The 13,846-nt window shown below is 67.8% G+C and carries 13 protein-coding genes, 1 tRNA gene and 1 pseudogene; 11 read left to right on the forward strand and 4 right to left on the reverse strand.

The window, feature by feature from the left end; genetic code table 11:
• The first annotated feature begins 346 nt into the window (after positions 1-346).
• Positions 347-940 (forward strand): response regulator transcription factor, encoded by a 594-nt coding sequence (locus ACQEV8_RS30100; RefSeq protein ID WP_432966482.1) that lies wholly within the window; start codon positions 347-349, stop codon positions 938-940.
• Between the two features lie 32 nt (positions 941-972).
• On the opposite strand, the gene rfbB is transcribed toward ACQEV8_RS30100, so the two are convergent.
• Genes rfbB through ACQEV8_RS30115 form a run of 3 tightly spaced genes read right to left on the reverse strand, consistent with a single transcriptional unit; the run spans position 973 to position 4,159 of the window.
• Positions 973-1,947, reverse strand: a complete 975-nt coding sequence (gene rfbB / locus ACQEV8_RS30105) for a dTDP-glucose 4,6-dehydratase (RefSeq protein WP_432966484.1) — start codon at positions 1,945-1,947, stop codon at positions 973-975.
• Entirely contained in the window at positions 1,944-3,011 is a 1,068-nt protein-coding gene (locus ACQEV8_RS30110; protein WP_432966486.1) for a glucose-1-phosphate thymidylyltransferase, read from the reverse strand. Before ACQEV8_RS30110 ends, rfbB begins: the two co-directional genes overlap by 4 nt.
• 11 nt (positions 3,012-3,022) lie before the next feature.
• Positions 3,023-4,159, reverse strand: coding sequence for a zinc-ribbon domain-containing protein (locus ACQEV8_RS30115; RefSeq protein ID WP_432973099.1), 1,137 nt, complete (start codon positions 4,157-4,159; stop codon positions 3,023-3,025).
• Positions 4,160-4,430: 271 nt separating this feature from the next.
• On the opposite strand from ACQEV8_RS30115, the gene ACQEV8_RS30120 reads away from it, so the two are divergent.
• The 6 genes and pseudogenes from ACQEV8_RS30120 (at position 4,431) to ACQEV8_RS30145 (ending at position 8,889) form a co-directional block, all read left to right on the forward strand.
• Entirely contained in the window at positions 4,431-5,039 is a 609-nt protein-coding gene (locus tag ACQEV8_RS30120; RefSeq protein WP_432966488.1) for a transposase, read from the forward strand.
• Positions 5,040-5,203: 164 nt separating this feature from the next.
• A pseudogene (locus tag ACQEV8_RS30125) lies at positions 5,204-5,533 on the forward strand (replication initiation protein); the annotation flags it as partial.
• Positions 5,509-5,703 carry a helix-turn-helix transcriptional regulator gene (locus ACQEV8_RS30130; RefSeq protein ID WP_383584578.1) on the forward strand — a complete coding sequence of 65 codons (195 nt, stop codon included), beginning with the start codon at positions 5,509-5,511 and terminating at the stop codon, positions 5,701-5,703. The pseudogene ACQEV8_RS30125 and the gene ACQEV8_RS30130, both read left to right, overlap by 25 nt.
• Entirely contained in the window at positions 5,700-7,073 is a 1,374-nt protein-coding gene (locus ACQEV8_RS30135) for a tyrosine-type recombinase/integrase (RefSeq protein WP_432966491.1), read from the forward strand. The genes ACQEV8_RS30130 and ACQEV8_RS30135 overlap by 4 nt, the downstream gene beginning before the upstream one ends.
• A 222-nt stretch (positions 7,074-7,295) precedes the next feature.
• Complete coding sequence (locus tag ACQEV8_RS30140) at positions 7,296-7,700, forward strand: hypothetical protein (RefSeq protein ID WP_432966493.1); 405 nt, start codon at positions 7,296-7,298, stop codon at positions 7,698-7,700.
• Between the two features lie 334 nt (positions 7,701-8,034).
• On the forward strand, positions 8,035-8,889 hold the full coding sequence (locus tag ACQEV8_RS30145) for a nuclease-related domain-containing protein (RefSeq protein ID WP_432966495.1): 855 nt from the start codon (positions 8,035-8,037) through the stop codon (positions 8,887-8,889).
• Between the two features lie 219 nt (positions 8,890-9,108).
• On the opposite strand, the gene ACQEV8_RS30150 is transcribed toward ACQEV8_RS30145, so the two are convergent.
• Positions 9,109-9,180, reverse strand: a tRNA-Arg gene (locus tag ACQEV8_RS30150).
• Positions 9,181-9,296: 116 nt separating this feature from the next.
• On the opposite strand from ACQEV8_RS30150, the gene ACQEV8_RS30155 reads away from it, so the two are divergent.
• From ACQEV8_RS30155 to ACQEV8_RS30170, 4 genes are all read left to right on the forward strand, one after another.
• Positions 9,297-9,809, forward strand: coding sequence for a response regulator (locus ACQEV8_RS30155; RefSeq protein ID WP_432973102.1), 513 nt, complete (start codon positions 9,297-9,299; stop codon positions 9,807-9,809).
• 105 nt (positions 9,810-9,914) lie between these two features.
• Positions 9,915-11,000: an ArgS-related anticodon-binding protein NrtL gene (gene nrtL, locus ACQEV8_RS30160; RefSeq protein WP_432966497.1), complete on the forward strand. Its 1,086-nt coding sequence runs from the start codon at positions 9,915-9,917 to the stop codon at positions 10,998-11,000.
• A gap of 11 nt (positions 11,001-11,011) precedes the next feature.
• Positions 11,012-12,403, forward strand: a complete 1,392-nt coding sequence (gene lysA / locus ACQEV8_RS30165; RefSeq protein ID WP_432966499.1) for a diaminopimelate decarboxylase — start codon at positions 11,012-11,014, stop codon at positions 12,401-12,403.
• Between the two features lie 147 nt (positions 12,404-12,550).
• Positions 12,551-13,843 carry a homoserine dehydrogenase gene (locus ACQEV8_RS30170; RefSeq protein WP_432966501.1) on the forward strand — a complete coding sequence of 431 codons (1,293 nt, stop codon included), beginning with the start codon at positions 12,551-12,553 and terminating at the stop codon, positions 13,841-13,843.
• Positions 13,844-13,846: the final 3 nt, after the last annotated feature.

Consider the following 13,846-nt stretch of genomic DNA (forward strand, 5'->3'; position numbering starts at 1 on the left):
CTTATAGTCGTACACAAGCTCGGTTTGGCGGAGACCACGCCAGTTCCTTGCTGAGAGAAGACGGGGGAGTCGATGAGCAGCACCCGGTCGCGGGCCACAGGGCCGAACTCGCCTGCCTGTTCATTCCCGGACGAGCCCGCCTGGGCGTTCCCGAGGCGAAAGTGCAGACCGGGAGGGTACCGGGAGGGTGGGCCGGTCCATCGAGGGCTGAGCGCTGCGCCACCCCCGACCTGACTGGTGCACGGAATCCGCTAATCGCGACACAGCCATGTTGGCCGAAATGGCATCGCGAAGGGGCGGAGTTCCATCGACAACCGGGGGAAGGGAATGCATGACCATCCGAGTCATGATTGCTGAAGAGCTGGAAATGGTCCGCGCCGCGCTGGTTCTCCTAATAGAGCGTGAATCGGACATAAAAGTCGTCGCTTCCACCGGCGTCGGCAGCGAGTTGATCCGGACGGTTCTGGAGTACAGCCCCGACGTGACGGTCATCGATGTCGACACGCACGAGCGGGAAAGTCTCCTCGCCGCCATGGCGATTCAGGAGCACCTTCCGGACTGCCGTACGCTGCTCACCGCGCGATTCGCCCGGCTGGCTACAGTGCGGCAGTCGCTGGCATCCGGCCTCGGCGGCCTGGTGCTGAAGAGTTCCCACCCGGCACACCTCAGCGATGCCATACGCAGCGTGCACGAGGGCCGCCGCGTCTTCGACACCGAACTGACGCTCGCCGCCTGGGGCAACACCGGATGCCCGCTCACGGAGCGGGAGATGGAGATACTCCAACTCGCTGCCGCGGGGGACGACATCAACGAAATCGCCGTCAAGCTGTCACTCTCTCCCGGGACGGTCCGCAACTATCTGGCGACGACCGTCCGGAAGATGGACGCGCGCAACCGGCTCGACGCGGTACGCATCGCCAGTATGTCTGGCTGGATCTGACTCCCGGCCGCTCGGCCCAGGGGCCGGTCGGCTCAAAGACCGGTCAGCGGCGCCCACCAGGAGCGGTGGTCGCGGTACCAGGCTACGGTCTCGGCGAGCGAGACCCGGAAGTCCCGGCGTGGCCGGTAGCCGAGCAGCGCGGTGATCTTTCCGTGGTCGACGGCGTAGCGCCGGTCGTGCCCCTTGCGGTCGGCGACGAACTCCACGGAGTCCCAGTCGGCCCCCACGGCGCCCAGCAGCAGGGCGGTCAGCTCCTTGTTGGGCAGCTCCGTGCCGCCGCCGATGTTGTAGATCTCGCCCGGTAAGCCTCTCTTCCTGACCAGTTCGACCGCGTCGACGTGGTCCTCGACGTGCAGCCAGTTCCGCAGGTTGCCGCCGTCGCCGTAGAGCGGCACCCGGCCGCCGCTCAGCAGGGTCGTCACGAAACGCGGGATGACCTTCTCCGGATGCTGATGTGTGCCGTAGTTGTTCGAGCACCGGGTGATCCGGACGTCCAGCCCGTGCGTATGGTGGTACGACAGCGCCAGCAGATCGCTCGACGCCTTGGTGGCCGCGTACGGGGAACTGGGTCGCAGCGGATCGGTCTCCACGCTGGCGCCGACATCGATGGAGCCGTACACCTCGTCCGTGGAGATGTGGACGAAGATCCTTGGAGCGTGGCGCAGGGCCGCATCCAGCAGCGTTTGCGTACCCATTACGTTCGTGCGTACGAATTCTGCCGCCCCCAGCACCGAGCGGTCGACATGTGACTCGGCTGCGAAGTGAACGATCTGGTCGTGGTCGGCGATCAGCCGATCGACGAGTGGGGCATCGCAGATGTCGCCGTGGACGAAGGCGAACCGCTCGTCGCCGCGTATGGGATCGAGGTTGGCCGGATTTCCCGCATAGGTCAGGCTGTCCAGCACCGTGACCCCGACCGAGCCGTCGCCGCGCGGGCCGAGCAAGGTGCGGACGTAATGCGAGCCGATGAAGCCGACGCCGCCGGTCACCAGGATTTTCGTGGTCATGAGGAGATCTCCACCCTGCTGTCGTCACCGAGGATGAGACGGGAGGCCGCGGGCACGCGGGGGGCTGGCGCGACCGTCACGTTCCGACCCAGGAGCGAGTGTTGGACCCGACGAGTGCCCGTGAGCCGGGAGTCGCCCAGCATGATGGAGAACTCGATCTCGCTGTCCTTGATCCAGCAGTTCTCCGCGATCGATGTATAGGGCCCGACGTACGATCCCGTCACCACCGTCCCGGCCCCGATGACTGCGGGCCCCACGATGCGTGACGCCCGGATCTGTGCGCCCGCCTCGATCCGCACTCGCCCCACCAGTTCGCTCGCCGCGTCGACCAGGCCCTCCGTACCCGGCTCGATCCCGTCCAGCACCGAGCGGTTCACCTCCAGCATGTCGGCGACGTTTCCCGTGTCCTTCCAATAGCCGGAGATGGTGGTGGACCGCACGTCGTAGGGTCCGTCGAGGAGCCACTGGAGGGCGTCCGTGATTTCCAACTCGCCCCGCCAGGACGGTGTGAGGGCGCGCACCGCCTCGTGCACGACCGGCGTGAAGAAGTAGATCCCGACCACGGCCAGATCACTGCGGGGGTGCCTCGGCTTCTCCTCCAGCGCGACGACCCGGCCGTCCCGGCCGATCTCCGCCACACCGAAGCTGGACGGGTCGGAGACACGGGTGAGCAGGACCTGCGCATCGGGGCGCTCCGCGCGGAACGTGCCGACGAGGTCCGCGATGCCGCCGACCACGAAGTTGTCCCCGAGATACATGACGAAGTCCTCCTCGCCGAGATAGTCGCGGGCGATGAGGACAGCGTGAGCCAGACCCAGGGGCGCCTCCTGCGGAAGGTAGGTGACGCTAAGCCCGAATCTGTCGCCGCTCCCGACGGCCTTGCGGATCTCGTTGGCCGTCTCCCCCACGACGATGCCGACCTCGGTGATGCCGGCCTGAGCGATGTCCTCGAGGACGTAGTAGAGGACCGGCTTGTTGGCCACCGGCACCAATTGCTTGGGAGACGTGTGTGTGAAGGGCCGCAGGCGCGTGCCCGAACCCCCGGACAGGACGAGAGCCTTCATGACGGCGGAGCCTAGGCGGCGCCGCTCAAGCCCAACTGGTGTACGGATCGCGGGCGCGCGGTCCCGCCCGGGATGGCGTGCGCCTGCTGGCGCAACAGATTGGTATTCAGGTGCACCTGTAGGCAGTTGGGGACTGGGCCTCGCGGACTACCCGTTCGTACAGAGGGACAGGCCGGCCTCGTCAGCGAGGTCGTATGCGTGGTGCGATCCCCAGTCGATGTGCCGCGGTAGGGTCGTCGGCCGGTTAATGCGAAGGTGAGCCACTCCGGGGGCCGCAGAGGCGACGACTCCCACTCGTGGATTCCTGCCAGAGAAGGGCTGGGGCACGCTGACACGGCGGGAGACACGCCCCGTCTCGGGCAAGCAGTGGACCGACTCCGGGGAGCACCACGACCGTAGGGGCCTGCAGGCGCGCGAGGCGTCCACCGACCGGCCGGTCCCCGTCCCGCCGGTCCTGGTCGCCATCCTCCGGGCTCACCTGAAGGAGTTCGGGACCGCCAAGGAAGGGCGCGTGTTCGGGAATGAGCGCGGGGGAGCGGTCGGCTCATCCACCTACTGGCGGGTGTGGGAAGAAGCGCGGGAGTACGCCCTACCGCCGGAGCGCGTTGCCTCGCCGTTGGCCGGTGATCCACCGCCGATACCACGGTTGCGTCGATGGCCATGAGGACGTGGCTAACGAGAAGATTGCCAGTCCTTGGAGGAGGACGGGGATACAGCATAGCCATGTGTGCAACCCACTTGCAGCACCGACGCTTAGCGCCGCTCGATACCGCAAAGACTGGCGCGGTGAATGTGTGTTTGCCTGTGTGACAGGACCACTCGTAACTCAGATTACTTTTGATGCGAAGGTTATCTGGGGTGCGGGTTGGGTCCTTCAAACAACGGATGAACCGAGCAGTGATGCCGGGGGACAAGTTTGCGAGTGATTCGCCAGGAGGTGCCATAGAGCGAGAGACGTTGTTGTTGTTTACGCCTTGCCGATGACAGGCATGGCACCCCGAACCGCTGATAGCCCTATTACGGATCATCGTTTCCCAAGAGTGTCCGCACTTGCTGCACTGCCATTCTGCTAAGTCGAACGAGGAGGGCGAGCATAGGTGTAGGTCGAACTCGGAGCGGGTGAGATTTCTCCTAAATTCGGTTGGCAGTTGGGGGTTCTTGTCGGCGACGTCCTGGCATCCTTTGCTCTATGTCTGTCTGCGCTGTGTGTGTGAAAAGGGTCTAGGTCAACGTAGAGCTGAACTGCTGGGATGAAGAGATCCACTCGGGGGCGGCGCCAAGACAGACCACGCACATGGTCAATGGCGTAGTCGCATACCACGTCCGTTCCTGTGGCCGCTATCAGTAGAAACTGGACCTCAAGTTCGAAACGGGACCTCCCTGCTGAAGTGCACTTGGGGCACCCAGAACCACTCGCTGATGTCGGGGATGCTGCTGCTGGCCGACCGAGGCTTTCGCGGCTTCGACCTGTGGCGGGCCGCCGCCGTGACCGGCGCCGACCTGCTGTGGCGGGTCAAGAACGACGCCGTCCTGCCGGTGCGGACTCTGCTGGAGGACGGCTCCTACCTCTCGGAGATCGTTGCCGCGAGGGACAAGAACCGCCGCGCGGACCCGATCAGGGTCCGCGTCATCGAGTACACCCTCGGCCGCGACGGCAACGGCACGGTCTACCGGCTGATCACCACCATCCTCGACCCGAAGGCCGCGTCGGCCGTGTCGCTGGCCGCGCTGTATGCCCAGCGGTGGGAGATCGAGAGCACGTTGGACGAGATCAAGACCCACCAGGGCGGGCCCCGCCTCGTCCTGCGCTCCCAGCACCCCCGTGGGGTGGAGCAGGAGATCTTCGCCTTCCTGCTGGTGCATCACGCTCTGCGGGACCTGATGCATCAAGCCGCCCGGCAATCGGACCAGGACCCCGACCGGATCTCCTTCATCCGCACCCTGCGCATCATCCGCCGCCATGTCACCGACCAGGCGGCGTTTTCCCCCCTCGCGAATGGCGCGGGCCCTGGCCACGGCCCTGCGTGAGATCCGCGAACGCCCCCTGCCCCCACGCCGGTTGCGCTCCAGTCCCCGCGTCATCAAACGCAAGATGTCCAACTGGAAACTCAAACGCGCCGAGCACCGCAATCCGCCCCGGCCGGACATTCCCCACGTGGCGCTGGTCGGGCCGACCAAGACCAGACCCGCCCGCCGGAAAACAACCTAAATCACCGGTATTGACCCTAGACCGGCCGCTCCGCTTCCTCGCCGAACTGGCACAGGCCCGGATCACCGACCACGCCCGCCGCATGATCCGAACGGCGTGGACCCTCGGCGCCCTCCGCGACGCCCGCGCCGAATGGCGCCGCGCCCAAGCCGCCATGGCCGTTCCCCAGGACGGCGAAACCACGCTCGTCCTCGCCCACTGGGTCTTCGCCGGAACCGGCCTGAGTAACGGCGAGGCCTGGCTCACTGCGTCCCTCGAACCCGCCGCCGGAACGGAAGGAGAACCGACATGGACGCCCGTCGCGACGAGCTGATGACCGTTCGCCAAGTTCTGGATGAGCTGGGCGGTGTCTCCCGTCGGACGTTCTACCGCTGGCGAGAACTGGGGTACGGGCCGGCCGCATTCAAGTTGCCCAACGGAGAGCTGCGGATTTGGCGGAGTGACTTCAACACATGGCTCCGACAACTGGAGGAGGCGGCGTGAAGTCTCTCGATGTGAAGGTCTGGGGAGTCCGTAAGCGGGACACCAAAACGCCCTCGTACGGTGTCCGCTGGTCCGTCGCAGGCAATGTGTTCTCGGAGACCTTCCGGACCAAGGCGCTCGCCGACCACTACCGCACGAAGCTCATGCGTGCCATGCGCGACGGCGAGGAGTTCGACACGGAGTCGGGACTTCCGGCCTCGATGGAAGGGAAGAAGTCGGCCGTGTCGTGGTACGCCTTCGCTCTCAGGTACCTCGCCATGAAATGGCCTCATGCCGCCCCCAATACGAGGGATGGCATCAACGAATCTCTCACCAGCGTGACGCTGGAGCTCCTGGACGAGCGCGCCGGACGACCGTCCGACGAGGACCTCCGCAGAGCACTGCGCAACTGGGCCTTCGTGCTGCCAGGGCCCGAGGACCGGGAGGCCCCGGACGACGTGCGGAACGTTCTCCACTGGGTGTCTAAGGCGTCTCGCCCGCTGGCCGATCTCGCGGAACCAGCCACGGCCCGCGCGGTCCTCGACTCGCTCAAGCTCAGGTTGGACGGTACGGCAGCAGCGGCGGAGACGGTGCGGCGTAAGCGACGGACACTCGTCAACGCCGCGAACTACGCCGTCGACCTGGGGGAGCTGCGTGAGAACCCCATCACGGCTGTCCGCTGGCAGAAGCCGAAGGTGTCGAATCAGGTCGACCCGCGGGTGGTCGCCAACCCGGAGCAGGCACGGAACCTCCTGGCGGCCGTTTCCTACGTGGGTGGGTACCGGCGTGCCCGTGGTCGCCGCCTCGTGGGTCTGTTCGCCGCCATGTACTTCGGCGGTCTCCGGCCGGCGGAAGCGGTCGGCCTTGCCGAGACGGATTTGATCCTTCCCGAGCAAGGCTGGGGCTCTGCGCTGCTCCACCGGACCCGTCCGTCCGTCGGCAAGCAGTGGACCGACTCGGGGGAGACCCATGACGACCGCGGTTTGAAGAACCGGCCGACTGAGGACGTGAGGCGGGTGCCGATCCCGCCCCACCTCGTCGCCGTGCTCCGCGAGCACCTGACCACCTTCGGCACGGCGGACGACGGACGGCTCTTCTTCAGTGAGAAGGGCTCGGTCGTCCCGTCCTCGACCTACTACCGCGTGTGGCAGGAAGCCCGGTCCCTCGCGCTTCCGCCGGCCGTCGCGGCCTCGCCGCTCGCGAGTAGGCCGTACGATCTCCGGCACTCGGCGCTGTCGACGTGGCTCAATGCCGGGGTCGACCCGACTGAGGTCGCCGAGCGCGCCGGCAACAGCGTTGAGGTCCTGCTGACCCGATACGCGAAGTGCCTTGACGGACGTCAGGATGTCGCCAACCGGCGTATCGAGGACCTGCTCCGCGAGTACGAGTGATTCGGCCTGAACAATCGGGGGCCCCTGGCATCGCGTCCAGGGGTCTCTTGTTACCACCGTCCGTCAACATGGTTCGGCGGCTTGGGCGCATTGAGTGCAGTGAGCATGCACGTTCGAGGGGAAGAAACCGCCGACCCTAAAGGCGAACGCGCCCGGGTTGTGGGTCCCCGAAATGGCGAATAGCCTGGTCGGAGGGGGTCGGTTCGATCGGAGGGGCCGCCCATGAGTAAGTACAGAAACCGTGCCTGGCGCGCGATGGGAGTCATCACCACACTCGCCACGGCCGCCGCGATCGGCTTCGTCGCTCCGGCCCAGGCTCAGTCCACCGCTCAACTCAACGCGTACGTCGGTGACGGCTGGGGTGGCGGAACCATCACCAGCAGCCCCGCCGGGATCAACTGCCACATTTCGGCGTGGGATCCGTACGCTGGCGACCCGGCGCCGAACCCGACCGGCACCTGCACTGCGAGCTTCTCGGTCGGGACGACGGTCCACTTCAGCGCTACAGCTGACGCGGGTTCTTACGTCAACTTCCCGCCCGACCCAAATCCCGTGACCATACGGGCCGGCTATAACTACACGGGGGTTGTGTTCTGTCCGAACGACGGCCTGTGTTCCGCGGGCTAGTCACCCGTTGGAGTTCGATGTGTGGCCACGCTGCTCCGCCATCTGAGATTCGGCGCCCTGGCACCTTGGGCACTGGGGTCAGTCTCTCGGACAAGGGCAGGACCGTTGCGGGGTGGACGAGCCTGCCCTTGCACATCGGCGCAGGAGGATGGGCAACTTCCGTGCGTGTGCTCGGGCTTAAGCCCGCAGCTCCGGAGAGCATGGTCATGGCGTGGTCGGCTTCATCCAGGGAAGGCCGAACTGAGCTGCGGGGCACGCCCTGCGGTCTTGTGGCCTCGTCTCGTTTGCTGTTGGCATGTCGGCAGCGCCAATGCGGGAGCACAAGAGGGGCCGTGTGGAGCTGCACGTCACGCGCTGGAAGCGGTACGGGCATGATCGTCTGTACGCCAATCTGTCTGATGGCACCGCGGTCGGTTGGGCGGACGTCATGACGGGGGACATTGCGGTCTTGCGGGCCGAGCATCGCGACGACGTGATCGCTGTACTCGCACAGTACTTACAGAACCTCATCGGGTCTGTCCCGCAAGACAGGGTGCCCGAGGTTCAAGCCCGTCCGATGCTGCCGCCCCTAACGCCGGCCGACGACCTGGCCGTCAACCCTCCCGGGCAGTCCTTGCGTGATCTGCTTGCCGAATCCGGCCCGGGGCTTATGAAGCGAGTCGTCTTACGGCTTCTGCGGCGGTCCACGGAGTGGGACTCCTGGCGAAAGGGATTGGCGGGGGAGCGACGAGTGGGATCCGAGTTGAACCGCTTGGGGCGGCACGGCTGGCGTGTCCTGCACTCCGTCCCCTTGGCCAACAAAGTGGATATCGATCACTTACTGATCGGGCCTGGGGGAGTGTTCAGCATCAATACAAAGCACCACCACAAGAGGGCCGTATGGGTCGGAGACGATTCCGTGAAAGTCGATCACGGGAAACCGGTGCCCTACGCACGCAAGAGCCGGGCGGAGGCCAAGCGGGTCGCCCGAGTGCTTGAGCGGCATTGCGACTTCCCGGTACCGGTGGAGCCGGTGCTCGTCTTCGTGGGCGTCACCGAGCTGAAGGTAGTTGCTACGCAGCTCGATGTCCGCGTGTACCAGGAGCGCCAGGTATCAACACTCGCTCCGCTCTCAGGCGTTCTCACGGCCGACCAGGTGGAGCAGGTGTACAGCGTTGCTCGCCATCGCCAGGCTTGGAGCCAGGCTTGAGCCCGTGTCCCGCAGTGGTGTGCCGGGCGTTCCCCTGGCTACTGCGGACTCCCGGCCTCTTGCGGACGTCACCTGCGGCGATGCTCCAAGATCCCGTCCACGCCTCGTCCACAGCCCTCGACATACGGCCGCTCCGGGCCGCGCACGCCTGCACATACGCGAAGACCCCGCACTCAGCGTATCCGCTGGTCACGGGGTCTTCAGGCACCTCAGAAAGGGTGCCCCCGGCAGGATTCGAACCTGCGCACACGGCTCCGGAGGCCGTTGCTCTATCCCCTGAGCTACGGGGGCGGGTCCGTCGCGATTGCTCGCGGCGACGGGTAGAACACTACCAGCTCCCTCGGGGTGGTCATCAACGGGTTTCCGCTGCCGGGGGCGGGTGTGCGGGGCGCCCGTGCGGGGTGGAAGTGGGGAAAACCCGGACGCGGTGGCGGGGGCCGACCTACTCTCGAGTTGTGCCAGGCGCGTCGGGTCGGGTGCTTGTTGTGGACGACAACAAGGTCATCCGGCAGTTGATCAGGGTCAACCTCGAGCTTGAGGGGCTGGAGGTCGTGACCGCGGCCGATGGTGCCGAGTGCCTTGACGTCATTCATCAGGTGCGGCCCGATGTCGTGACCCTGGACGTCGTCATGCCCCGGCTGGACGGGATCAGGACCGCCGCTCGGCTGCGAACCGATCCGCTGACCCGTGACCTGCCCCTCGCCATCGTCAGCGCCTGCACCCAGCACGAGGTCGAGGCCGGGCTCGATGTCGGCGTCGACGCCTTCCTCGCCAAACCCTTCGAGCCCGCCGAACTGGTCGGAATGGTCCGGCAGTTGATGGAGCGCGCCCGGCGCCGGGAAAGGCAGGGCGGTGGTGGCCCCGACATCGGGGGCGATGGTGCCCAGGCACAGACCGTCGATCAGCCGGCCGTACCGTAGGTGACGAGCAGCCGCTCGGCCTCCTGAGGGGAGCCGCGTCCACATGCCGGACCCTCCCCAAACCGGCTCGCATACCCACCCCCCTCCTCCCATACGCTTGTGCCCGTGACCCCCGTCGAGCTCTCCCGCACCGTGCTGCACGCCGTGCGTCGCGCTGTCGACGAGGGCGAGCTCAGCGTGACCGTGCCGGAGCGGGCCGTGATCACGCGGCCGGGTCCCGGTGGCTGCGGCGACTACGCCACCAACATCGCCCTCCAGCTGGCTCGCGCGGCGGAGCAGCCGCCCCGGCGCGTGGCCGAGATCCTCCGGGTGCGTCTCCTCGACGACCACCGCATCACCGCCGTCGTCGTCACCGGGGCCGGGTTCCTCAACCTCAGCCTGGAAAGCGCCGCGTCCGCCGCGCTCGTCGACGAGATCCTCCGGCGCGGGCGGCGGTACGGCCACGCCGAGGGGCTCAGCGGGAACGTCGTCCGGCTCCGGTGTCCGGCGGAGGTCCGTGCCGCCGTGGTCGCGGACGCCACGGCCCGACTGCTGCGCAGCCAGGGCGACTCCGTCCTCATCAAGTACGACGGCTGCGACGGCCTGCCCGCGCCGGAGTGGGAATCCGTCCTGGGCGTGGAGCCCAAGGGTGCGGATACCAAGGGCGTGGACACCGATGGCGCGGACACCGATGAGGCTGACGCCACCGTCCGACTCCTCCCCGTCCCCACCCCCGCCGACCCCCTCCCCCTCGGCCGGGACGCCGCCCGCTGGGCCCTGCTCCACCCCGCCGCACACGACCGTCCCCGGATTCCCGGCGGTCATCTGATCCAGCGGGAGACCAACCCCCTCTTCCGCGTCCGGTACGCCCACGCCCGCACCCGGGCCCTGCTGCGCAATGCCGAGGACCTCGGCTTCCGGCCCGAGCCCGGCCCCGTGCACACACCCGACACGGCACCGCTGGTCGCCGCGCTCGGCGACCACCCCCGTGTCCTCACGGCCGCCGCCACCGACCACACCCCCGACCGGCTGGCCCGGCACCTCGTCACCGTCGCCGACGCCACACTGCCGCTGCTCCCCGCCGTGCTGCCCCTCGGCGAGGAGAAACCCTCGGCCGCCCACCGTGCTCGGCTCGCGCTCGCCGAAGCCGCCGGGACGGTGCTGGCCGGCGGCCTTTCCCTGCTCGGTATCGACGCCCCCGATCACCTCTGAAAGACACGAACATGAGCCGTTCCGCACACCCCGCCGGGCCCCGTCACGCCGATGTCTACCCCGAGGGCCACTACTCCGCCCCGCCCGCCGACCTCAACGCCCTGGACCCCAAGGTGTGGGCCGAGACCGTCACGCGGAACGAGGACGGTGTCGTCACCGTCGGCGGTATCCCCGTCACGCGGCTCGCCGAGGAGTTCGGCACCCCCGCCTACGTCCTCGACGAGGCCGACTTCCGGGCACGCGCGCGTGCGTGGCGCACCGCCTTCGGGGCCGACGCCGACGTCTTCTACGCCGGCAAGGCGTTCCTGTCCCGTGCCGTTGTGCGCTGGCTGCACGAGGAAGGGCTGAACGTCGACGTCTGCTCCGGCGGCGAGCTGGCCACCGCCCTCACCGCCGGCATGCCCGCCGAGCGCATCGCCTTCCACGGCAACAACAAGTCCGTCGACGAGATCACCAGGGCCGTCGAGGCCGGCGTGGGCCACATCGTGCTCGACTCCTTCCAGGAGATCGCCCGGGTCGCCCACATCGCGCAGAGCCTCGGCAAGCGGCAGAAGGCCCTGATCCGGATCACCGTCGGCGTCGAGGCCCACACCCACGAGTTCATCGCCACGGCCCACGAGGACCAGAAGTTCGGCATCCCGCTGGCCGGCGGGCACGCCGCCGAGGCGGTACGCCGGGCGCTCCAGCTCGACGGGCTCGAACTCCGTGGCATTCACAGCCACATCGGCTCGCAGATCTTCGACATGTCCGGGTTCGAGGTCGCCGCCCACCGGGTCGTCTCGCTGCTCAAGGACGTCCGCGACGAACACGGCGTCGAGCTGCCGGAGATCGACCTCGGCGGCGGACTCGGTATCGCGTACACCAGCGACGACGACCCGCGCGAGCCGCACGAGATCGCCAAGGCGCTCACCGAGATCGTCACCAGGGAGTGCGAGTCAGCCCGCCTGCGCACCCCGCGCATCTCCGTCGAGCCCGGGCGCGCCATCGTCGGCCCGACCGCCTTCACGCTCTACGAGGTCGGCACCATCAAGCCCCTGGACGGGCTGCGGACGTACGTCTCCGTCGACGGCGGCATGTCGGACAACATCCGCACCGCGCTGTACGACGCCGAATACAGCGTCGCGCTCGTCTCCCGCGCCTCCGACGCCGAGCCGATGCTCGCCCGCGTCGTCGGCAAGCACTGCGAGAGCGGGGACATCGTGGTCAAGGACGCGTTCCTGCCGGCCGACCTGGCACCGGGTGACCTCATCGCCGTACCGGCGACGGGCGCCTACTGCCGCTCCATGGCCAGCAACTACAACCACGTGCTGCGGCCGCCGGTCGTCACCGTGCACGACGGCGAGGCCCGGGTGATCGTCCGCCGGGAGACCGAGGAGGACCTGCTGCGTCTCGACGTCGGCTGAACCACGCCAGAGGCGGGGTGGAAGATCTCCTGTCTTCCACCCCCGTACAAATGAAATAGATATCTCACGATCCGGACGAAGGGCAGAAAGTCCCGTCCGGTGAGTGAGACTGGTGAAACCGTAGACGGTATGAGGAAACGAGGTCGGATGATGCGTACGCGTCCGCTGAAGGTGGCGCTGCTGGGCTGTGGAGTGGTCGGCTCAGAGGTGGCGCGCATCATGACGACGCACGCCGACGACCTCACGGCCCGGATCGGTGCCCCGGTGGAGCTCGCGGGCGTGGCCGTACGGCGGCCCGACCGGGTCAGGGAGGGCATCGACCCGGCCCTCGTCACCACCGACGCCACCGCCCTCGTCAAGCGCGGCGACATCGACGTCGTCGTCGAGGTGATCGGCGGGATCGAGCCGGCCCGGACCCTCATCACCACCGCGTTCGAGTACGGCGCCTCCGTCGTCTCCGCCAACAAGGCGCTGCTCGCCCAGGATGGAGCGGCCCTGCACGCCGCCGCCGGGGACCACGACGCCGACCTTTACTACGAGGCCGCCGTCGCCGGTGCCATCCCGCTGATCCGGCCGCTGCGCGAGTCCCTCGCCGGCGACAAGATCAACCGGGTGATGGGCATCGTCAACGGCACGACCAACTTCATCCTCGACAAGATGGACTCGACCGGGGCCGGCTACCAGGAGGCCCTCGACGAGGCCACGGCCCTGGGATACGCGGAGGCCGACCCCACTGCCGACGTCGAGGGCTTCGACGCCGCCGCCAAGGCCGCCATCCTCGCCGGTATCGCCTTCCACACGCGCGTGCGTCTCGACGACGTCTACCGCGAGGGCATGACCGAGGTGACGGCGGCCGACTTCGCCTCCGCCAGGGAGATGGGCTGCACCATCAAACTGCTCGCCATCTGCGAGCGGGCCGCGGACGGCGCCTCCGTCACCGCGCGCGTGCACCCCGCCATGATCCCGCTGAGCCACCCCCTGGCCTCCGTCCGCGGCGCCTACAACGCCGTGTTCGTCGAGTCCGACGCCGCCGGGCAGCTCATGTTCTACGGACCCGGAGCGGGCGGTTCCCCCACCGCCTCCGCCGTCCTCGGCGATCTCGTCGCCGTCTGCCGCAACCGGCTGGGCGGCGCGACCGGACCGGGCGAGTCCGCCTACGCGGCCCTGCCGGTGTCGCCCATGGGCGACGTGGTCACGCGCTACCACATCAGCCTCGACGTGGCCGACAAACCGGGTGTTCTCGCCCAGGTCGCGACCGTGTTCGCCGAGCACGGAGTCTCGATCGATACGGTTCGCCAGTCGGGGAAGGACGGCGAGGCCTCCCTCGTCGTCGTCACGCACCGTGCGTCCGACGCCGCCCTCACCGGGACCGTCGAGGCGTTGCGCAATCTCGACACCGTGCGTGGTGTCGCCAGCATCATGCGGGTTGAAGGAGAGTAACCA

This window comes from Streptomyces sp. CA-179760 (assembly GCF_050937045.1).
GTDB lineage: Bacteria > Actinomycetota > Actinomycetes > Streptomycetales > Streptomycetaceae > Streptomyces.